The 21,706-nt window shown below is 50.0% G+C and carries 20 protein-coding genes and 1 pseudogene; 5 read left to right on the top strand and 16 right to left on the bottom strand.

Annotation, left to right across the window (positions count from 1 at the left end):
- Positions 1 to 191 precede the first annotated feature (191 nt).
- A complete protein-coding gene (locus tag D3H35_RS17435) occupies positions 192 to 1,163 on the top strand; it encodes a LacI family DNA-binding transcriptional regulator (protein WP_119150515.1) in 972 nt (323 codons plus the stop codon).
- Positions 1,164 to 1,238: 75 nt separating this feature from the next.
- On the opposite strand, the gene D3H35_RS32555 is transcribed toward D3H35_RS17435, so the two are convergent.
- The 6 genes and pseudogenes from D3H35_RS32555 to D3H35_RS17405 form a co-directional block, all read right to left on the bottom strand.
- Complete coding sequence (locus tag D3H35_RS32555) at positions 1,239 to 1,457, bottom strand: TM2 domain-containing protein (protein ID WP_233568052.1); 219 nt, start codon at positions 1,455 to 1,457, stop codon at positions 1,239 to 1,241.
- Between the two features lie 213 nt (positions 1,458 to 1,670).
- Positions 1,671 to 2,411 (bottom strand): hypothetical protein, encoded by a 741-nt coding sequence (locus D3H35_RS17425; protein ID WP_119150513.1) that lies wholly within the window; start codon positions 2,409 to 2,411, stop codon positions 1,671 to 1,673.
- Between the two features lie 2 nt (positions 2,412 to 2,413).
- Positions 2,414 to 3,559 carry an SPFH domain-containing protein gene (locus D3H35_RS17420; RefSeq protein WP_119150512.1) on the bottom strand — a complete coding sequence of 382 codons (1,146 nt, stop codon included), beginning with the start codon at positions 3,557 to 3,559 and terminating at the stop codon, positions 2,414 to 2,416.
- A gap of 303 nt (positions 3,560 to 3,862) precedes the next feature.
- A complete protein-coding gene (locus D3H35_RS17415) occupies positions 3,863 to 4,960 on the bottom strand; it encodes a Gfo/Idh/MocA family protein (RefSeq protein WP_119150511.1) in 1,098 nt (365 codons plus the stop codon).
- Positions 4,961 to 5,133: 173 nt separating this feature from the next.
- The gene (locus D3H35_RS17410) at positions 5,134 to 5,421 is read right to left on the bottom strand and encodes a hypothetical protein (RefSeq protein ID WP_119150510.1); all 288 of its coding nucleotides are present in this window, start codon (positions 5,419 to 5,421) and stop codon (positions 5,134 to 5,136) included.
- A gap of 69 nt (positions 5,422 to 5,490) precedes the next feature.
- Positions 5,491 to 6,618, bottom strand: a pseudogene (locus tag D3H35_RS17405) (DEAD/DEAH box helicase); the annotation flags it as partial.
- Between the two features lie 171 nt (positions 6,619 to 6,789).
- On the opposite strand from D3H35_RS17405, the gene D3H35_RS17400 reads away from it, so the two are divergent.
- Positions 6,790 to 7,767: an RCC1 domain-containing protein gene (locus D3H35_RS17400; RefSeq protein WP_119150508.1), complete on the top strand. Its 978-nt coding sequence runs from the start codon at positions 6,790 to 6,792 to the stop codon at positions 7,765 to 7,767.
- A 47-nt stretch (positions 7,768 to 7,814) separates the two neighbouring features.
- The gene (locus D3H35_RS17395) at positions 7,815 to 8,336 is read left to right on the top strand and encodes a copper amine oxidase N-terminal domain-containing protein (protein ID WP_147355872.1); all 522 of its coding nucleotides are present in this window, start codon (positions 7,815 to 7,817) and stop codon (positions 8,334 to 8,336) included.
- A 69-nt stretch (positions 8,337 to 8,405) separates the two neighbouring features.
- On the opposite strand, the gene D3H35_RS17390 is transcribed toward D3H35_RS17395, so the two are convergent.
- The 3 genes from D3H35_RS17390 to D3H35_RS17380 form a co-directional block, all read right to left on the bottom strand.
- Positions 8,406 to 8,600 (bottom strand): DUF4177 domain-containing protein, encoded by a 195-nt coding sequence (locus D3H35_RS17390; RefSeq protein WP_119150506.1) that lies wholly within the window; start codon positions 8,598 to 8,600, stop codon positions 8,406 to 8,408.
- 13 nt (positions 8,601 to 8,613) lie between these two features.
- A complete protein-coding gene (locus tag D3H35_RS17385; RefSeq protein ID WP_119150505.1) occupies positions 8,614 to 9,168 on the bottom strand; it encodes an SMI1/KNR4 family protein in 555 nt (184 codons plus the stop codon).
- A 168-nt stretch (positions 9,169 to 9,336) separates the two neighbouring features.
- The gene (locus D3H35_RS17380) at positions 9,337 to 9,789 is read right to left on the bottom strand and encodes an aegerolysin family protein (RefSeq protein ID WP_158594158.1); all 453 of its coding nucleotides are present in this window, start codon (positions 9,787 to 9,789) and stop codon (positions 9,337 to 9,339) included.
- Between the two features lie 204 nt (positions 9,790 to 9,993).
- Between D3H35_RS17380 and D3H35_RS17375 the strand changes: the two genes are divergently transcribed.
- Together D3H35_RS17375 and D3H35_RS17370 are read left to right on the top strand one after the other, a co-directional pair.
- On the top strand, positions 9,994 to 14,517 hold the full coding sequence (locus tag D3H35_RS17375; protein WP_158594157.1) for a VWA domain-containing protein: 4,524 nt from the start codon (positions 9,994 to 9,996) through the stop codon (positions 14,515 to 14,517).
- Between the two features lie 17 nt (positions 14,518 to 14,534).
- Positions 14,535 to 14,978 (top strand): hypothetical protein, encoded by a 444-nt coding sequence (locus tag D3H35_RS17370; protein WP_119150502.1) that lies wholly within the window; start codon positions 14,535 to 14,537, stop codon positions 14,976 to 14,978.
- A gap of 90 nt (positions 14,979 to 15,068) precedes the next feature.
- On the opposite strand, the gene D3H35_RS17365 is transcribed toward D3H35_RS17370, so the two are convergent.
- The 7 genes from D3H35_RS17365 to thiS form a co-directional block, all read right to left on the bottom strand.
- Positions 15,069 to 15,656: an ABC transporter substrate-binding protein gene (locus D3H35_RS17365; RefSeq protein WP_233567974.1), complete on the bottom strand. Its 588-nt coding sequence runs from the start codon at positions 15,654 to 15,656 to the stop codon at positions 15,069 to 15,071.
- 17 nt (positions 15,657 to 15,673) lie between these two features.
- The gene (locus D3H35_RS17360; RefSeq protein ID WP_119150500.1) at positions 15,674 to 16,681 is read right to left on the bottom strand and encodes an AraC family transcriptional regulator; all 1,008 of its coding nucleotides are present in this window, start codon (positions 16,679 to 16,681) and stop codon (positions 15,674 to 15,676) included.
- A gap of 103 nt (positions 16,682 to 16,784) precedes the next feature.
- A complete protein-coding gene (locus D3H35_RS17355) occupies positions 16,785 to 17,774 on the bottom strand; it encodes an ABC transporter substrate-binding protein (protein WP_119150499.1) in 990 nt (329 codons plus the stop codon).
- A gap of 957 nt (positions 17,775 to 18,731) precedes the next feature.
- Complete coding sequence (thiD, locus tag D3H35_RS17350) at positions 18,732 to 19,565, bottom strand: bifunctional hydroxymethylpyrimidine kinase/phosphomethylpyrimidine kinase (protein WP_119150498.1); 834 nt, start codon at positions 19,563 to 19,565, stop codon at positions 18,732 to 18,734.
- 19 nt (positions 19,566 to 19,584) lie between these two features.
- Positions 19,585 to 20,697, bottom strand: a complete 1,113-nt coding sequence (gene thiO / locus D3H35_RS17345; RefSeq protein ID WP_119150497.1) for a glycine oxidase ThiO — start codon at positions 20,695 to 20,697, stop codon at positions 19,585 to 19,587.
- A gap of 28 nt (positions 20,698 to 20,725) precedes the next feature.
- The gene (locus D3H35_RS17340) at positions 20,726 to 21,502 is read right to left on the bottom strand and encodes a thiazole synthase (RefSeq protein WP_119150496.1); all 777 of its coding nucleotides are present in this window, start codon (positions 21,500 to 21,502) and stop codon (positions 20,726 to 20,728) included.
- A gap of 6 nt (positions 21,503 to 21,508) precedes the next feature.
- Positions 21,509 to 21,706, bottom strand: a complete 198-nt coding sequence (gene thiS / locus D3H35_RS17335) for a sulfur carrier protein ThiS (protein ID WP_119150495.1) — start codon at positions 21,704 to 21,706, stop codon at positions 21,509 to 21,511.

Genomic DNA, 21,706 nt, shown 5'->3' with positions numbered 1-21,706 from the left:
TTATCATTTAAGCGTTTATATTGAAGAGAAAACGACTCGGAATCCGCTATTTTTGTGAATTCAATAATATATTTCATTTGCAATTGAAACGTTTCAATTGATGAGAGTCGACCTAATGAAGGAAGCGCGTTGACCTTGCCCTTCGGTTGATTTAATCTGACTAGGCAGGAAACACTAGAGGAGCGAAAATCGTGGTAAGCATTAAAGATATAGCCAAGAAAGCAGGCGTCGCCGTATCGACCGTGTCTTACGCCTTGAATGGAAGCGACAAAATAACGGAGGAAACGACCGCGCGGATCTTGGCGATCGCCAATGAAATGAATTATGTGCCGCATGCGGCGGCCAGATCTCTGAAGAAGCAGCAGTCTCATATGATCGGCATCTTCCTGACCGATTTCGGCGGTCATTTCTACGGAGACCTGCTGCAAGGCGTCAAGGAGGGCCTTAACCGGAAGGGTTTCGATCTCGTCGTTTGCAGCGGACGGCAGTCGCGCCGAATGATTCCGGAGAGAATGATTGACGGCGCTATCATTCTCGATGAGACGTTCGGCGACGAGGAGTTGCTCGAATACGCGAGCCGGGGACACAAGCTGGTCGTCCTGGACCGCGATTTGGATCATCCCAACATCAACCAGGTGCTGCTCGATAATAAAGCCGGAGCTTCCCTGGCAATGGAATATCTCATTGATCAGGGCCATGACAAGATTTACGTTGTTAACGGCCCGAAGGGCTCCTTCGACTCCAAGCAACGCATGCATGCGGTCAAGCAAGCTGTCGATCGCACGCCCGGTGTTACATTCGTCGAGCTCCCCGGAAACTTCGATAAGGCTGCGGGCGAAGCGGCCGCCCGACGGATCGCGGATGAATATACCCGCCCGGCCGCCGTCTTCTGCCTGAACGACGAGATGGCCATCGGCCTCTACGACTACGTTCAGAACAACACTTCGCTGATCATCGGCGAGCATCTTCATCCGATCGGATTCGACAATATCGAGCTCTCCCGGTATGTGCAGCCGAGATTAGCCACCATCGACTACTCCATGCGCAAATGGGGAGCGCTTGCTTCCGAGCAGCTTATCAAACTCATTTCGGGCCAACCGGTCGATCACGAGCGGATTTATGTCACCTTAGTACAAGGCGAATCGGTGAAGACGATCGTCTGATCCAGATTCCTCAAAAAAACAAAAAGCTATCCCTCAGATCTTCGACCTGCTGGGATAGCCTTCTTCATTTCGTATTTAATTTATTCGCTTTCCATACTTGGAATGAAATTTTATATCGGATGAGGCCAAATAAACAATCCCTTCAATAAATCCAATTATAGCCGGAATGTAGGTCCAACAGAATACCAGGTACAAAATCCCCATCCACGTTTTTCCCAAATAAAACTTATGAATTCCCAAACCTCCTAGAAAAATGCCAAGCAAACCCGCTGCAACCTTGCTCTTGGTAGCCACATATCGGGGAACTGGCGGATACTGGGCATGCGGTTGCTGAAAGTTCGGCGGCACTTGATAATATTGCGGCCCAGGCGCAGGTGCTGGTGCTGGCGCTTGAGAAACCGGCAGACTTTCTCCGCAATATTTGCACTCCGCTGCGTTCACAGCTATCGAAGCACCGCAGGATGGACAGTTTCTTCCACTCATATTCAAATCTCCCTTATCAATTTATTATGTAATTATTAGTTGTTCCCGCTGTACAACGAGTCTCCTCGTTTCCTCGATTAACCCTTGAGCGTCAAACGAATGAGGGTTGATCTTGCTCGCTTCAAGCGATGCCAATAAATACTCCAGCTTCTCACTGATTTTATTCTCAGCGTCGTTTACTGCCCTGTTGTTAGTTATTCGCATGAACGGCGTCGATGCCTGAATGCGTTCTTTGAGTCTGGCAAAGGAATCGATAACCGGCTGCATTCCCTCTTCATGCCGTTTGGTTATTAGAATCTCCTCAATTTCCATCAAGCGTACTTGAAGCAAGCCTTTTGCCGTCTGCTCCAACGCTTCTCCGGTCATGTCTTCCGACGCGCTTTTGGAGAAGAAGCCGATAACCGCAAACAGGCAGAGAAACACCGCTAGCGCAAGCAGCTCCCAAACCACGTACCAAATCCCGCTTCCGAAAACAAAAATAACGGATAGAGTATTGGAAACAACGGCGTACAGCAGGGTCAAAAAAATAATAGCCGTCGAGTAAGCGACTCCCGCTTTTCTTAAGAGCGCGCCCGGAAAAACAAGAGCTACGTTGACAAGCATTAGTCCCGACAGCAAGACCAGCAGCATCATAATCGATTTCAGAGGGTCCAGTACGATAAACCATTGAAAAATAGCAAAAAACGAAACAATAGCGGCAAGATCAAAAATGATACATGCCAGCAGCATCATTCTGCTGAATGTTGAAAAGGTATGGCCCCTCATCGTCAGCCCTCCATCTTAGTTCCGCAATCCGAGCAAAACTTCGATCCCGGTGGATTTTCTTTGCTGCAGCCCGGGCATTTCTTCTTCGTCAAGGAGCTTCCGCATTCGGGGCAAAATTTCATGCGCTCGTCCACCAAGGCCGCACAAGAGTGGCAAGGAAGCTTGACAACCGCCAGCTTGTCTCCGCAATTCGAGCAAAATTTAGTACCCTCCGCATTCGGCGTACCGCACTTTTGGCAGGGTGCTGATGTGGCGGGCGGCCGCATCGCTTCGCCGATTCCTTGGCCGAACGTTTGGCCGACGGCTACTCCCGCTCCCGCTCCGAGACCGAGTCCAATACCCGCTGCGGCGATGCTTCCTCCGCCTTCGTTGCCCGCTGCCGTCTCCATGACGTCAAACGAACGCATAACGTTATAACGGCTGTCTCCGATCAAATCGAAGGCCGCTTTGTCCTCCAGTATTCTGTTGATCGTCTCGAAATCTTCATCCGGAAAGTTAATGGATGTCAGGTTGAAGTTGACTATCTCGATTCCAAAGCGTTCAAATTCGCCGGACAGCTGCTGCTTCGAATAAGCCGATATATCCTCCAGCCGAGGCGCAATTTCCAGAACGGAAATTTTCTGATTGATTATGATGTCTGCAATTAGCGTCTTCATCTTCGTAACGATGACACCTTTGAAATAACTGATTACGGTGTCATACTTCACAACGTCCCCATCCCCCACCGCACCGATCAGGGAGGTCAGGAAGACGCGGAAATCCGTGATTCGAATGCCCAGCTGTCCAAAGGCTCGAACCCTTAATCTTACGGCATACTTAGGATCTATCAAGCTGATGGGATCCGACGTTCCCCATAGAACGTCCAGCTTCGACGTTTTGTTGATGAAGAACACTTCCGCCGTGAACGGGGTTCTTCCTCCGAAAGGAAGATTCACAATAGATTGCAGTAACGGAATGTTACTCGTGCTCAGCGTATGAGTGCCCGCCGTAAAAAAGTCGACCGCTTTGCCGCCTTTTACGAAGACTGCGATTTGCCCTTCTCCGACAATAAGCTGCGTTCCGAATACAAAGCTTTCCCCTGGAAATCGATACACAAGCCAATCGCGATTAGCCAGGCCATTAAACTTGATAACGTCAATTATAGCCAATATGGATCACCTCTTAAGTAACAAGCCGTCGTATAATAGTTATAGGTCTTTTTGCGCACATCTTTCAAACCAATTCGACAAAAATGATAAAAATCCTTTCTTCTAATGGGATTAATGTCCAATAAAGTCGAATATCCTTCCGGAGCCTTGACGACTCCCACCCGAACGAAAAACCCCATCCGATTCCCATAAGGGTTCGGACGGGGTTGCTCCTGCTGCGCCAATGTGGCGTGATCCATTATCCCGTTAACGGCTGCGATCGATCAGACCGCCGGGTTATCCTGCACAAATATGCGTTATCGCTTACAGCTTAACGGTTTCCCCGGTTCGGGCCGATTCATAGATAGCTTCGAGAATTTGCGTAACCACTAACGCCTGCTCCGGCTTTACGATCAGCTCACTGTCATTCAGAATCGCTTCAAGCCAGTGACGGGCTTCGCGAGTGCCGTCCGTTTCCTTCGCACCGTTAAAGTAGGCAATGCCTCCTTGCAATTGAGGCGATTCGTCGAACAGACTGCCGTGCTTGGCAGAATTGAAAGTAAGCTGAATGCCGCCGGATGCGCGGCCGGACATTTCGGCGCCGCCTTCCGTGCCGCAGAGAGTGACGGACGCTTCCCTCGTATCCGTCGTATTGAGCGCCCATGACGACTCCAGATAGATGGTCGCTCCGTTATCCATCTTAATAAAGCCAAAAGCCGAATCCTCGACGTCGAACGTTGCCGGGTTCCACGGGCCGAACATATTGCCTTCGAATTTGTCCTTCAATTTGTAGAATGCAGATCCCGTCACCGAAACCGGCTTATAATTGTCCATTATCCAAAGTGCGAGATCGAGAGCGTGGGTACCGATATCGATTAACGGTCCCCCGCCTTGCAGCTTTTTGTCGGTAAATACGCCCCATGTCGGCACCGCCCGTCTGCGGACGGCATGCGCCTTGGCGAAATAGATTTCTCCAAGCTCGCCTGCACTGCTGGCTTTGTGGGCAATGATCGCATCTTCCCTGAACCGATTCTGATAGCCGATGGTCAGCTTTTTCCCCGATTTTCGAGCTGCCTCGATCATTTTGAGTGCATCCGCGCTAGTATGAGCCATCGGTTTTTCGCACATGACGTGCTTGCCATGCTCCAGCGCCGCTACCGTCATCTCGCCATGCATGACATTAGGAGTCAAAATATGCACGACATCGAGGGACTCATCCGTTAGCATTGCCAGATAATCGGTGTATGCTTTCGCATCCGGCGTGCCGTATTTGGCAGCCGATTGAACCGCTCTCTCCTCAACGATGTCGCAGAAAGCGACCAAGTCGCAAAGCTGCCCAAGCTGTTGAAGCGACGGAAAATGTTTCTGATGCGCAATGCCCCCGCAACCGATAAATCCGATTTGCAATTTGCCGTTCTTCATGGATAATTCCCTCCGGTTCCGTTAATTTGCCGAGAGCCTCCTATTGTTTATTCGAATAATATCGCTTTCATTACGATTAGTTCCGGTTGCCAATCACGGCTTGGAGCGGAACCAAGAAAAAAAGCAAAGCCCAAGCCATACTCGGCTTGGACTTTGCTTTTTCCTATCGTCGTTTATTTACCGGCATATTCCGCCGTCGCCGCAGCCAGCATCGCTTCCCAATTGGCGAAACCCGTCTCTCTGGCTACGTGACGGTCAAACAGCTCGTCAGGAATGTTTTTGACGTCTTCTTGCGTCCTGACTTGAAAGTTGCCCTTTTCCAAAAATTCTTCAAAGCTTTTAAATCCGGAATGCTTGCTCATGAACGACTCATTAAACAGCTTCTCTAATGGAACATGATTCGGATCTTCCTGAATCGTTCTTTGACCTTGCAGGTCCTTCAACAGCTCGTCGAACGACATTGGTTTATGCTTTCTCAAGCTACCACCCCAAACTTATATTTTGTCTGCCTAACCGACAGTGACTGCCTCAAAAGGATGATCCTTCACTCTGGGAATCGTCTTGCCTATCGTTTTCTCAATATCCTTGAGGTACGGAACTTCTTCCGCCTCGCAGAAGGAAATCGCGATCCCGCTAAGTCCCGCTCTTCCGGTACGGCCGATTCGATGAACGTAAGTTTCCGGAATGTTGGGAAGATTAAAATTGACCACGTGAGAGAGCTCGTCGATATCGATCCCTCTGGCTGCGATGTCCGTCGCTACCAGCACCCGCGTTACTCCGCTCTTGAAGTTGTTAAGCGCCGCTTGACGGGAGTTCTGGGATTTGTTCCCGTGAATGGCTTGCGCGGAAATATTCACTTTGGCGAGTCCCCGCACAACCCGATCGGCTCCATGCTTCGTACGAGTGAACACAAGCGCCGATTCAATGGACTTGTCTCGAAGAAGATAATTCAACAAACTTTGCTTGTTCCCCTTCTCCACCGCGTACACGCATTGCTCGATCCGGTCAGCCGTAGAAGACGCAGGGGTAATTTCCACCTTCGCCGGATTCACCAGCAAAGCTTTGACCAGCTTGGCTATTTCCGGAGGCATTGTCGCAGAGAAAAAGAGCGTTTGTTTTTTGCCCGGCATTTTGGCGATAATCTTCTTTACGTCGTGGATAAAGCCCATATCCAGCATTCTGTCGGCTTCGTCGAGCACTAGTATTTGTACGTATTGCAAATCGACGAGCCTCTGATTGATCAAGTCGATAAGCCTGCCCGGAGTAGCTATCAGAATATCCGCGCCGTGCTCCAATTCCCGTTCCTGCGCCTTTTGCGAAACGCCGCCTACGATTACCGAACAACGCAAGTCGATATATTGACCGTAAACCTTGAAGTTGTCGAAGATCTGAATTGCCAACTCCCTCGTCGGCGTTAAAATCAACGAGCGTATCCGGCGTTGTCGCGAGGAGCTGCGCTGCTGGTCGCTTAACAATTGAATAATCGGCAAGGCAAATGCGGCAGTCTTTCCCGTTCCGGTCTGGGCGCAGCCGAACAAATCTCTTCCGCTCAGCACGACCGGAATGGCTTGCTCCTGGATCGGCGTAGGCGCCGAATAGTTTTCTTTGCTTAGCGCTTTAAGAATCTCTGGCTTAAGCTTCAGGTCATTAAAAGTCATTTGGTCTCCTTAATATGGAATTCTAATATTCTGAGTCGCGTACGTATTAGTCTTTCGTAGCGTATCCACAATCCGTACCGTTAAGACTTAACAAATAAGTATAGCATGGAAAGTTGATTTAAAGTAGCTTGTTTAAAATTTTATTCATTAACCGGACTCTAATGCTTTATAATGAAACTTGCGCTCAAAGCTCAACAATTAACTTTACTTCAATTAAAAGGAGAACTTGAAGCAATCATGAAATCTAATGTCTCTTTGTGTTTGAAGATGTTTATCTTTTTTGTAACGGGATCTTTCATTCTTTCATTTCCAGCAGTCCACGCTCAGCCTTATACAGCCCCGGCATGGGGCTGGAAAGAAATCGCTGTCGGCTCCACCCACAACCTGGGCATCAAAAACGACGGCACCGTATGGCAATGGGGAAATACGACAACTTATAGCGACAAAGGAGCGGAGACTAATCTAGCCGCCTTCTTACCCGAAAAAGTGCCTGGCCTGCACAATATCAAGGCAGTCTCAGGCGGTCAGATTCATTCTATTGCGCTTGGAAGCGACGGGACGGTGTGGACATGGGGCGGCAACCACGACGGTCAATTGGGCGATGGTTCGAAAATCAGTCGAGCTGCACCGCAGCAAGTATCGGGATTAACGGACGTCGTCTCAATCGAAGCCGATTGGGGACGGAGCTTTGCAGTCAAAGAAGACGGTACGGTATGGGGATGGGGCGGCTTTTATTACAGGGACTCCGACGGAACCGTTCGCAATCCGGATGTGCCCGTCAGGTTAAAAGGCTTCGCAGACATCGTCTCCATATCAACAGGATATGGCAATTTCATGGCACTCAAATCAGATGGCACTGTATGGTTTGGTCTTGGAGAAGTAGAACAGGTCTCGGGGCTGAACGATGTTGTCCAAATTGCCGTGGGGGCGGAGTTCACCTACGGATTAAAGAAAGATGGTACCGTGTGGTATTGGGGATCTGACGGAATGGGTATGGCGGACGGGGTTTCTGTCGCGGATGCAACGCCCCCTCGCATGCTGGAAGGTATTAAGAACGTCGTTTCCGTTCAAGCTTCTGCCGGAGGGCCCTTCTTCTCAAGAATGACGGTACGGTATGGGCAAGCGGTCGAAATTCAGGCGGGCAGCTAGGCAACGGATCTTACAAATCGAGCGACTCTCTTAATCAGGTTATCGGCTTGAAAAAAATATCCCGTATTGCGGCACATGGAATCGGTTATCGCTCCATGGCCGTTAGAGCGGACGGTACGCTATGGTCATGGGGGATCGGGTATACCGGAGACGGTACAAAATGGGATCGTACATCTCCGGTTGGAATTCGAAGCTTTGACAAAGAAATTATAGATAAAGACCCCATTTTCGTCGAAATAGACGGAACGACTTTGCAATTCGAACAACCGCCGATTACGCTTAATAAACGGACGTTGGTGCCACTAAGGGCGATTTTTGAAGCCTTAGGCGCCGATCTGAAATGGAATTCTACAACCTCAACCATTACAGCCAACAAGGGCGCAATTACGATTGAACTTGTTATCGGGAGTTCGACTGCCCTATTAAACGGAAAACATGTTTCCCTCGACGCTCCGCCGACGATACGGAACAATTATACGCTCGTGCCTGTTCGGTTTATCGGCGAAGCGCTTGGAGCAGATGTCCATTGGGATGAAAACAATAAGACTGTTATTCTGAAGACGGCATGATTTATTGAAAAGAACAAGCCTCCAAAACCATTGTTAAAATGGAGGAGGCTTGTTTTTCGCAAAAAGATTTCAAACAATTTTCTCCTTCACTGCCCTTTCAAAAATAATTTCATAGCTGGTCGGCTTTCCATGTCCGTTATAATTGGTCGGCAACACTTGTACTAAGCGCCAACCTGCCTTTGCGTATTCAAGAATAGTTTCTTGATGCGTCGCCTTTGTGAAGAACCCTCCTAATGAGGTTTCAACAAATGTGTATTCGTACATTGTTAACCGCTCCTCATATGAATTCAAAGTCCCCGCTGTCAAAAACATACTCCGAATCATTAGCCTCAAATTTCGCAACGATCAATTCCAGCCATTGCCTGTAGCTGCTCGCCACAATCCTCCGTTCATCCGAATCGTGCCACATCGTTATCACTTGTCCGATCGTTCCATCTTTGGTCGGAGACAGGTCTATGCAATGATGATCCCCGCTCCCATTGTAGGTTATCGGAATCCAAGCCGGGTTCCACCATTCGTTCGCAATTCCGCTTTCGGCATCGACATCCCAACTATCGAACGATTTTTTGTCGTAAAGCTCTTTCCACACTTTCCATTCATCCAAAATACGTTCGGTAGAAAGAAATTCCCAGCCGGCGAAGAGCCATTGTCCCTCGCCATTTTGACCGTTATGTATGTTCAATGATTCCTTTAAGTCGCTTGGAAGCTGCAGCCCTGTCGCTTCTTCAAGAGCGGCAATTTCCGCTTCCGTTGCACCCGCATTCAGGTCGGACAAAATTTCCGGCGCTTCTTCTTCGAGCCAACGTTCCAATCTGATCCATATTTCTTTCATATCTTCTTCTCCCGTTACTTGCGTACCGTCCTCCGCTAGGTAGACCCAGTAGTTAAGGAATAAGGGCTGTAGTGTCCGTCTCTAGGAAAAAAGCGCTGTTTTTCCCCAAATAAGGTCTCTGGTGTCAGCTGCCCTTTAAGCTCGGCCTGCTTGAAGTCGATCCCCGCATTATCCGCGAGTGTAAGGCGGCTTGCTCGCGTCCCAAATGCGAAGCGTGACTCTTCCTATGTGAGTGCCGTCCCGTTTTTCGTATCCGCCGTAGTTGCCGTTCCCAGGGTGAAAGTCGAATCGGAAGTTGGTGTCGTCGTTCTTGGTCCAGGTGGTTTTATTTAGTCGTTTCCCCAGCGGACAATCCCAGGAATACGTGCCGATCAACTTGTCTTCAAGATCGAACAATTGGAAGCTGCCTTCCGTTCCCGATGGGGACCAGCTGCGGCCGCATGCGCAAACCCATAGCTTTTTGCCCGCTTTGATGACGGTTCCGTTGAGCGAGTCGGCGCTAATTTCGGTGCTCCTGTCTTCTAATTTATACAATCTTCCCCATTCAAGCTTAATGTTGCGGATGACTACATCGGTATTGTAATTATCGATAAAAACTTCGACCCATAAGCTGTCTGACATCGGTTCTCCTCCCGAACAATTCGTCGTATTTGGCTGCATCGAAAGAGTGACAGGGAGCTGAAAGCTCTATCCTCGGACTCTTTCAATTACTAATTCTACCATCTCTCACTGTTAATTTCTCGTTAATCAACTGTTCACTTCCTGTTAAAGTTCATTTGACACGATAGGAGGGCTTTGGAAAAAAAGGAAAAAGGGAGCATGAAAATGAGAAAATGGATCGTTTGGAGCATTATTTTTGCAATGCTAATCTCTCTGATGCCTAGTGCATTCGACAGATCGGCTAGCGCGCAAAGCAATGCCGGGCAAGTAAAGCTTTTGTTCGCAAAAACGGTGAAAGGCTGTCCGTCCGGATGCTACGAGTTTAGCGGCGCAGTCGAGGTCGCCAATCTCGCCTATCAGAAGCAAGTCTATATCCACTACAAAACTAATAACGGACAGTGGAGCGACATTCCGGCCGCTTATGCAGGCAAAACGGAAGGCAATTTAGAAGCTTGGACATTTAAGCAGATCATTGCGGATACGACATCTCCGGTTCAATTTGCCATTAAGTATGTTGTGAATGGCCAAACCTACTGGGATAACAATAACAATCAGGACTACCGCATCGGAGGAAGCTCGGCTCCGGACCGCATTCTCGCCAAGTCCTTCGTCGCTTTAGATAATGCCGGATACGGTCCTATGAACTCCTTCTCGGGTCGAATCTATCTGAAAAATATCGCCTACAGCAAACAAGTCAAAATTCGTTATTCCACCGATAACTGGGCCTCCTATCTGGAGCAGCCCGCCGCTTATGCCGGAATGCTTCCAAACAGCAACAATAGTTTGGAATATTGGGATTTCAATGTCAATCTTCCTTCTCATGCAGGAGATGTCAAGTTTGCAATCGCCTATATGGTGAACGGAGTTACTTACTGGGACAACAATTTCAAGCAAGATCACAGAATCGGGAAGCCGGCTCTATTGACGCTAACTTCTCCCGCCGGGCCTGCTCCTGTAGGCTTGCCGACAACCGCCCGCCTTCGCGTTCTCGACACGTTCAATAATCCAATCCGGCAAACGCCGGTTCTTCTGTCCGCAACGGGGCAGGCTGCGCTGCCAGCTTCTGTCACGACGGATATGAACGGCGAAGCCAACGTACCTGTGTCGAACGAAAGGGCGGAAACGACTACAGTTACCGCAACTATCGGCGGAAGCGCCGTATCCGGCTCAACTTCTATTCAATTTGTTCCTGGCATGCCGTATTCGTTGTCGTTGCAAGCCGAGCCGGCTTCATTGTCAGTCGGACAGCTTGCCAATATTAAAGCAACTCTCCACGACCGGTTCGGCAACGGCATACCGGACTATACGCTTCAACTAACAGCGACGGGGAGCCTTGCAGTTCCTGCTTCTGCCGTAACCGACTATTTGGGCGAAGCTGTTTTCCAAGCAAGCAATACGGCGGTGGAAACCTCTGTAATTACTGTATCTACGGCAAGCGGTCCAAAAGCGGTTACGCAAATTACGACCACCGTGCCTGCCGTCGGCATTATGTTTGACAAACCCGCTATTGACCTGTTTGAGGACGAAACCGAACAATTAAACGTCATTTTCACTCCCGATAACAGCTCCAACAAAAAGGTTGCCTGGAGCTCATCGGATTCCACCGTCGCTTCCGTTACATCCGAAGGACTCGTAACCGCTCATGCTGAAGGAACTGCGACGATTACCGCCGTATCCGAAGATGGGGGTCATACGGCAACATCGACAGTAACGGTCAATAGCTCTGTGCCTCAGCCTCCGGTAGTTGGCATGCAAACGTATGACGGATTCGTTGTTTTGAATTGGGCTGCCGACAATAAAATGACCTATACGGTCAAGAGGAAAGGCTTCGGCGAATATAAAGATATTGCTACCGTATCGTCTTCCGTCTATGAGGACAGAAGCATCGTTATTGACGGAGGCTACCATTATACGGTTGTTGTAACCAACCGCAAAGGCGAGAGCGCCGTTTCAAACGAGGTTTACGCAGAAGTAGCCATTCCGGACAGCGATTCAGACGGATTAAACAACAATCTGGAAGCGTCCTACGGAACCAATCCTCAACTGGCAGATACAGACGGGGACGGACTTCCTGACGGCTGCGAAATTATTATTTTGAAAACCGACGCCTTATTACCGGATTCGAACGGCGACGGAACGGCGGATGGACTTGAAGATGCCGATCAAGATGGACTGAGCAATACGGACGAGCTCGCTCTCGGCACGAATCCCTTGCAGCAAGATACGGACAAAGACGGACTATTGGACGGCTTCGAGGTGCACACGTTCGGAACCGATCCTAAGAACCCCGATACAGACGGGGACGGCGTTACGGATGGACAAGAGTTCGTGTTAGGGACTAATCCCCTTGCAGCAGACAGCGATGGCGACGGAACGGCGGATAACGAAGAAAGCTATGCGCAAACGACTGTCGCCTCATTGGATAACGAAACTGCCAATCCGAATAATATCGCAACCCAAGTCGCCGTTTCATTCGAAGGACAGCCCGGAAAAACAACGATTACCAATATGTTCGGCAAAGATTACGGCACAAGCCGCGTTGCCGGATTGGCCAGCGATCCCGTCGATTTCCACACAGACGGCTCCTTCGACCAAGCAACGATCACATTTGCTTACGATGAATCGCTGCTAGGTGCGACTAATCCGAATGACTTGGCTGTTGCATGGTTCGATGAAGACAATCAAAGGATAGAGTTGCTTCCTTCCACTGTCGACACTGTCAATCATACCGTTGCGACAGAAGTAACCCATTTCAGCCAATATCTCCTGATTGACCGGAAAGAATGGTTCGACGCGTGGAGACAAGAGCTGCCTTACAAACGCGGAAGCGGAACGCCGGAAACGCAATATTACGATATCGTATTTGCTATAGACAGTTCCGGAAGCATGGACTGGAACGACCCGACCAACCTCCGTCAGGAAGCCGCCAAAAAATTCGTCCAAGCCTTCTTGTCGGAAGATCAAGGCGCTGTAGTTGATTTGGACAGCTATGCTACGATCAAAATCCATCTGACCAAAAACAAAGATTCCATTAACGGAGCAATTGATTCTATTGACTCTTCAGGTGGAACGAACATCGACAGCGCCGTCAACGCCGGAATTGACGAGCTGCTTTCCGGCTATGCGCAGCCAAGGAACAAAAAGATTATCATTCTTTTGACTGATGGCGAAGGAACTTACTATTCATCTACGACAACTCGCGCTATTCAGAATCAGATTCAAGTGTATACGGTCGGATTGGGATACTCGATCGACACCGTCTTGTTAAATTCGATCGCGCAGCAAACAGGCGGAAAATATTATCAAATTGCTACCAGCGACCAACTGAAAGATGCGTTTGACAGAATCGAAGACGATACGATCGGCCAGATTGATCCGACAGACCTCGATGAGGACGGATTGCCAGATACGGTAGAAACGATCGGTATGCGCACCTACTGGGGAGAAATCATTCATACCGATCCTACGAATCCCGATACCGACGGCGATGGAGTGCTCGACGGCTACGAAGCGGATGAATTTATCGCGCCGCAAGTTCCGTCTCCGTACCCTCCGCAATATGGAGTGACCCGCTATCCTTACTTCACTTTCATTAGCGATCCTCGCTATGCGGACGTCGACGAAGATTTGATTAATGACGATTACGATGACACGCCATACGAAAGCGATCTGCCGGACTTCTCGTTTATTGAAGACTTTTTTGAAGAGTCCGCGCTGGGCCAATCTTTGTCGTTCCTGGCAGAGAAAGCAGGCCATAATAATATCGAAGACGGACTCGTCGAATACGTCAAGAACACGGTGCGTACGCTTCGCTTGTATCGTTTGACGGATGAAGATATTGCAATGTTCTTTGAAGGAGTTATGGTCGGCGTCGATGACAATCTCTTTTTCGGCGCTGCGCAAGGAATAAAAGACTTGACGGTCGGCTACATACCGCCGGAAGACAATTACTATTTCATGCGCGGTAAAACCTACACCGACGCAGCATTCATTGCCGGCTTTGCAATGGCTACCTTTGGGTCCGGCGATGCTGCTCGAGCATCATTTGCATTAGCGGGAATAGCGGGTACAATGGCGCTTGCTACCAGCGCGTTAGCGCTGACAGGCGGAGGAATCGTCGTATCGGGAGCGCTGGCTACCGAGGCCGTTACTGCAGCCGCAGGAGGGCTAGTTCTAGCCGGTGTGGCGCTTGTTACCGAAACAATGTATTTAAGATCGCAAGATATACTGAAAGCGGACTCCGCCAAGCTCTCCAGCGCAGTCGCCAGCGATAACAGCGCGGTATGGTCGAAGATGGCTCCCGTTGAACGCGGGAAATTTTTTAACGATAAGTATGGTCATAATCTGGACGTTCCTCCTTGCAACTGCTTCCCGGTAATGGATCATCTGGATAGTGTGAATAGAATCATTAAAAGCCGTAAAAGCATCGATCAATCCTTGAAAAGCTATACGAGCTTGAAGAAAGCATTAAGGCAGGAGCTTAGAAGGATTAATAGATTTAAGCGCGACCATAGAATGGGTGTTGAAGTAACGGAAGACGCTTACGATTCCAAGACTTTTGAGATCGTGTTACGGAAAGACATTGCGCTGACTCCCCAGCAATGGGATGATATTAATGATGCAAGAAAGTACGCAGAGGAAATTAGCAAGGGGAACAAACCGATTAGCATAAATATTATTTTAGATTAAGTTCAGGAGGGATCCTATTGGAAGAGCTGTACACTATTTATGTTTATAAGGATAAAAAAGATACCCTTCTGGTCATCCCCTATGCCAAAAATGATCAAGGGGTGCGTACAAATGTTAATAAGCCACAAATAATCGAACCTCCTCTCATAATGGAACAGCTTGGGCTAAAAACAAGGGAAGCCTTTGAAGTTGCCATTCAAGAGACATACCTAAAACGAGATCATGTCTATGTTATCGCTCATCTCACAGGCATTAAGAGCTGGAAGAAGCTCCACAAAGAATATTTATTTGTTCGTGCGATCTTAACACCCGATTCGCAGTACATCTTCTACCCGGGCATAGGAGTAACTTCCGACTGGGATGAGGAAAAGGGGATCTCGCTCCCGACGAATGCGACAAATGAGGAAATGGGTACTGCGGTCATGAACACGTTCGAACTGCATCGCCTTTCACGGCTGTAGCTTTCTGTTCCATCCTGATCCGGTCGCCGCAATAAGCGTTCTCGCTTATTGCGGCGATCTCTGCTTTTCTTGTAAATAGGCTTCACCTCTCTAAGCAAGAAGCTTCGAAAGCTTGTCCGCCAATCTGCCGATCGTATTCGCATCTCCGCAATTCCAGGTGAGCTCGTCGACCATATGGACAAGCCCGTTCTTCACAGCCGGAATGTCCCGCCATAACGGGCTCTGTAATGTTTCCTCCAAGGCGCTTCTCGATACCGGGCTGCTCGGCAGCAGCATGAAAATCCGATCTCCCGCATAGCTTTGCAGATCGTCCAGCGTTATTTCCTTATATGCCATTTTGGCGTTTAGCATGGCTTTGACCTGCCCGGTCGGACGGAAGCCGTCGGGATGATAAAGCACAGTAGTTAAGCCGATAGTCCCCATTACGAATAATTGCTTGCCCCGGTGATGGACGAATACCGCAGCCGTCTCTCCTTCTCTAATGAAGGCTCCGAGCTTCTTCCACATCGCCTCTAAGCTTGCGGCATGGCGATCCAGCCACTGCTGTGCCTCCTTCTCCTTGCCCAGCCACCTTCCTAGAGTCGTCAATCGTTCCTGAAGCGAATCGAACGAATTATAGGTCAGCGTTGGGGCAATAGCGGAAATCCGCTCGTATTCCTCTTCGTCCTCTTTGTCCAAAATGATTAAATCCGGCTTCAGCAGCGTGGCGTTTTCAAGATCGAACCGGCCGTTTCCACCGTGCAGCCCCCGCCGACCGGCTGAATGCCCAGCGCCAGCAAATCCTCAATCGTTTCGCCGTAGAACATAATCCGCGAGGGTTTTGCCGGAATAATAACATCGTGCCCAGCCCAATCCCTTACGCGGACTCTCCCCTTCATCGATGCTGCGTATTGCCTTGGAGACATTCCGGTCGTTTGGCGAAATCTGCGATTGAAATAATATTCGTCGGTAAAGCCCACTCTCTCCGCAATATGACGCAAAGATTCGTTAGTCTCCAGCAACAGGCTTTGCGAATGCCGGATGCGAAGCTCAGTCAAGTAATCCAGCGGCTTCTTGCCCGTCAATTCCTTAAATACAGCGGAGTACTGCCCGCTCGGAAGTCCGGACAGCCGCTCCAGCTGGCCGACCGTAATTTTATCGAAATAATGAAGCTGCAAATAGCGAACGGTGCGCTCCACGGCAACCACTGCGCTTGACTCATCTTCGTCCGACGGAAGATGTTGGCGCAGCACGAAATTCATCAGCTTCAGAAAGTCCATGTTTTGCTCAAAATAGGCCATCCCCTCCTGCTGCTCTTCGCCTCTATAGATCGCTTCGGCCATCTCCATCAATTGCGAGGAGGGATACACTCTAAGCTCGTTTCTATGCGGAAAAAGTTCGTCCCGAAAAAGCTTGGGAGAGCCGGATGGGTCCATTCTGGTCACCGAAAATGTAATCTTGCAGCACTCTACAGGCTGATCGTCGCTGCTTTTGAATTGATAAGAAGCTTGCGGAGGCAGCAAAAAAGCGCTGGCTCTGGAAAATAACAGCACCTCGTCATCCTTGTAAAGCTTGCCCTTCCCGTTGCCGCAAACAAGAAGCGTATGGACGTCTGCCGGCTTCTTCGCGTAGACGCATTCCGGCGTGCATGTCACCAGCTCGACTTGCCGCAATTGAAATGAGAGCTCCCGCAGAGGCGCTTTCGCTCTACCCAGAACGTGCATGCCGTTTTTCCCCTCGCTTTAATTGAGAATAATTATCACTTAAAATTATAGTCAAAAAAAAGAAGCTTTTCAATATACATTGAAAGCTTCTTTTTCCTATCGTTTATGGGTTCAGCGCCTTCGGAAGCTCCTGCAGCATCCACTCTCTCGAGAGCGCGTCGCCGGACGCTTTCAAGATGTCAAAGCGGTAAACGTAACCGTTCTTGACCGCGGGAATGCTGTTCCATACGCTTCCCTTCATCAGCTCATTGGTAGATTCCTGGGCCGCAGGATCGACCGGATTCAGAATAAAGATGCGATCTCCCGCGTACTCCTGCATCGTTTCGGCAGATATTTCGATAAAGCCCGTGCCTTGATCGATGAGCTCCTGCACCTTCGCCAGCGGCTTAAAGCCTTGCTCATCATAGAGGAATTGCGGCAATCCGGCTCCCGCCATCACGAACAAGCGATTGCCCGGGTACATCGTAAAGACCGATGCCGTCTCATTCTCCTTAATCGTTTGCTCGCGCAGTCCCGTCCACATCGCCGCTTTTTCCGCATTATAGTTTTGCAGCCAGGCCTCCGCCTCGTCCTTCTTGCCTAACAAGTCGCCAAGAGCTCGCAAGCGATTCTCAAGCGATGCGAAGGAATCGAAGGTGGCAGTCGGAGCAATTTTGGCCAGCTGCTCGTATTGCTGCTCGTCGTTGTTCGAGAAAATGATCAGATCGGGCTGGAGCGCCATCGATTTCTCCAAGTTGATCGGGAATCCGATGTCTTCCGTAGACGTTAACCGATCGTCGTATACCGTGCCGCTGCCCTTCAACGCGCCGACCGGTGTCACGCCGAGTGCCAAAACATCGCCCGTTACTTCCCCGTGATAGATGACTCTCTTCGGATGGGTCGGCACCTCTACTTGATGTCCCGTCCAGTCTGTCACTATGTGGGTAACGGGCTCCGCCGCCTTCGACTCCGGCGAAGCCGTTTCCTTCGCCGCTTCATGAGTCGCTTTGGACTCATCGGCTGCACCGTTTGAATTTTTTCCGCACGCGATCAATAATGCCCCCATCATGATGAGAACCATAAGCACCGGAACGGCTTTCTTTGCTTGCGCCATGCTGTCTCCTCCTCAACCATTGCCCTTTTATCTAGATAATGATAATCATTATCGTTTAGTATCGTAACCATTATTCGGCTTTGTTACAATGGACAAATTTTTTTGGCTTGCAGCTTTTGTACAAAAAGGAGCGCGCTCGACCACGCATCCCGCCGATTGTATGGCACCTCGTCCCACTGTTGCGCTCTCGACCGCACTTCTCGCCGAATGTATGGTACCTCGTCAGACTGTTGCGCTCTCGAACACGCATCCCGCCGAATGTATGGTACCTCTTCCCACTGTTGCGCTCTCGATCACATTTTTCGCCGAATGTATGGTACCTCGTCCCACTGTTGCGCTCCCGTTCACACTTCCCGCCGAATGTATGGTACCTCTTCCCACTGTTGCGCTCTCGACCACACTTTTCACCGATTGTATGGTACCTCGTCCTACTGTTGCGCTCCCGATCACACTTCTCGCCGAATGTATGGTACCTCTTCCCACTGTTGTGCTCTCGACCACACTTTTCACCGATTGTATGGTACCTCGTCAGACTGTTGCGCTCTCGATCACACTTTTCACCGATTGTATGATACCTCGTCCTACTGTTGCGCTCCCGATCACACTTCTCGCCGAATGTATGGTACCTCTTCCCACTGTTGTGCTCTCGACCGCACTTCTCGCCGAATGTATGGCACCTCGTCCTACTGTTACGCTCTCGATCACGCATCCCGCCGAATGTATGGTACCTCGTCCCACTGTTGCGCTCTCGATCACGCATCCCGCCGAATGTATGGTACCTCGTCCCACTGTTGCGCCCTCGATCACATTTTTCGCCGAATGTATGGTACCTCGTCCTACTGTTACGCTCTCGATCACACTGAAATAGGGACCATCCCTATGGTCTTTGCAGACCTTCCGGGACAGTCCCTCCATACTAGCTATCAAGTTAGCTCAGCGAGATTAAAAAACGGCCGCTTAAGTATTAGACAGAGGCAATCGGCTCCGTCGGTACGCCCAATGGTTGGTCGGACCGCGGCCGCCGCCGATATGGATTCCATCTTCAATAGCCGCTTGTATAAAAGCTTTGGCCTGTTGCATAGAGCTTTCTATGTCTAGTCCTTGGGCAAGCCCCGCAGCCAGAGCGGCTGAGAATGTGCACCCCGTGCCATGCGTGTGGCCGGTAGCTATTCGCTTGCTTGCCAGCTCGGTAAAATAACGGCCATCGAACAGCAAGTCTACGGCTTCCGTGCCCGAATCGTGACCACCTTTGATAATGACATGTTGAGCGCCGAAACCAGCGAGACGTCTAGCCGCCTCCTCTTTGTCCGTTCTACCAAGAATGTCCATGCCTGTCAGTTTTTCCGCTTCAGGTATGTTAGGCGTTACAACCGCTGTAAGCGGCAGCAGCGTTCCCGTTAGGGCACGGATGGCCTCTTCCTGCAACAGAACGGAACCGCCCTTGGCGATCATAACGGGATCCACTACAACCTTCGTCCATCCAAGCTCCTGGATAACTCCCGCAACGGCAAGTATAATTTCGCTGCTAAACAGCATGCCCGTCTTAACGGCATCCGCTCCAATATCGCTGCCTATTGCGCGGATTTGTTGCGCAACCGCTTCCGAACTCAGCGGATATACCGCTTGTACCCCTAGGGTATTCTGCGCCGTCACTGCCGTAATGGCAGACATGCCATAGACGCCAAGCTCCTGAAAGGTTTTTAGATCCGCTTGAATGCCTGCGCCCCCGCCGCTGTCGGAACCTGCAATAGTTAGAGCTCGGGCAACTTTTCGTCCTGATTCCTTATCCATGACTACGTTTAACACCTCCTCATCTTCCAAACCGTTCCGGCGAGAAAGCTTGATTATAGGCCGCCGTATTCTTCCCTTCGATACAATCAGCGGCAAGCATGGCGGTAGCCGGGCTGAGCAGTATGCCGTTACGATAATGCCCGACTGCAAAAACAACACGGCTAGAGCCGCTCAAAGCTCCAATCAGAGGAAGTCCGTCCTGCGTGGAAGGGCGCAAGCCAGCCCACCGATGAAAAGGAGTTCTGTCCTCAAGAAAAGGAAAAGCTTGTTTATTCCACTTTCTCAGCCGCTCGATCCCCTTGTCCGTTACCGAAGTATCGAATCCGGCGACATCCTCCGAAGCCCCGCACACGAGCGTGGAATTTTCTTTGGCCACCAGATAGCCCTGATTGCCAAAAACCATATGATGAACCGGTTTCTCGTCTACCTCATAAGCACAAATTTGTCCGCGAATCGGGTACACGGGAATTCGGATACCGAACGTATCGGAAAGCTCTTGTGCCCATGCCCCGGAGCAAACAACCAATTGATCTCCGCTGAACATCCGTTGATCCGTTGACTGTATGAGAATTTCTCGTTGCCACTCGACAATGGTCAGCTTATCCAAATTCTCGTGGATCGTTACTCCCATTAACCGACAGGCTTGCTCAAGCGCTCTTACATAATGCGGAGCATATACATGACTCTCTTCCGGTGTATGCAGAGCTGCCCGTACATTCCGCGATAAATTAGGCTCCAGACGGAATAAAGCATCCCCTTCTATTATTTTGCCGGAAGAACCGTATTGCCCCTGCCAGAGAAGTCTTCCCTCCAGCGCCAGCAAATCCGCCTCATGGTAGGCAATATAAAGACTTCCCGAGTTCGTGTATTCAAACGTCTGACCGGAAGCTTGCTTAACGTTTTGTTGCCACTCGGGATATAGCCGCAGACTTTCCAAACATAGTTGAAAAAAGGCATCGGGCCCTTCCACATTCTCGGAATAGGGTGCGAGCATACCGGCAGCGGCACCGGAAGCCTGCCCCCCGCAACGATTGATTTCCAGAACCGTCACTTGGTGTCCCCGTCTCTGTAATTCAAACGCGCAGGATAAACCGACGACTCCCCCTCCCATCACCACAATGCTCTCTTTCATCCCAAGACCAGCTCTCCTCGCCATTGCGTTATTTCAATTTGTACGCTTCAAAACCGCTGCTTGCCGACGCATACCGCTTCTTCTCGATCCGACCCGATAGATAAGCAAGCCGCCCTGCTTCAATGCCCATTCTCATAGCTTGCGCCATCCCGACGGGGTCCCTCGCTTTGGCTACAGGGGTATTCATCAGTACGCCGGATACCCCAAGCTCCATAGCTTGGGCCACATCGCTCACGGAACCAAGGCCGGCATCTACGATGATAGGCACATTCGCTTCCTCGACGATTAAACCTAAGTTATAGGAATTGAGGATTCCCAGCCCGGTACCGATCGGGGCTGCTCCCGGCATAACAGCCGCAGCTCCGGCCTCTTCAAGACGTTTGCATATGACAGGGTCGTCCGATATATAAGGAAGAACTGTAAAGCCTTCCTTGACGAGTACTTCCGTTGCCTTTAAGGTTTCAATAGGGTCCGGAAGCAACGTACGTTCATTTGCGCTAATTTCTACCTTAATCCAATCGCTCAAGCCGGAAGCGCGCGCCAAACGGGCGATACGGACAGCTTCGTCGGCCGTGCTCGCACCGGATGTATTCGGAAGATAGATATAGGATTCATTCTGCAAATGCTGCAGGATAGAATCATCTTCAGTCGCTTCCAGGTTTATTCGCCGAATAGCAAAGGTCAGCACCTGAGCGCCCGAGGCTTTGATCGCTTCCATCTGAACGTATGGATTAGGAAAAAGACCCGTGCCTATAAAAAATCGGGAAGACAATTCATGCTTGCCAATACGAAAAAAATCCGGCATCGTCTGTTAACCTCCCCCGACAAAATGTACAAGCTCAATTTGCATATGAGGACGAACTACGGTGACCGCCCATTGCTCGGCTGTAAGAACAGCCCCGTCCGCCTCTACAACGATCGGCTTACCGGCCAATCCGTAATGCTCGATTACATCCTGGATCGTATGAGCATCCAACTCCTGCTTCAATCCATTAATAATAAGCTCCAT

It is taken from the genome of Cohnella faecalis (assembly GCF_003570905.1).
Lineage (GTDB): Bacteria > Bacillota > Bacilli > Paenibacillales > Paenibacillaceae > Cohnella > Cohnella faecalis.
This window is presented reverse-complemented; position numbering and strand designations above follow the sequence as displayed.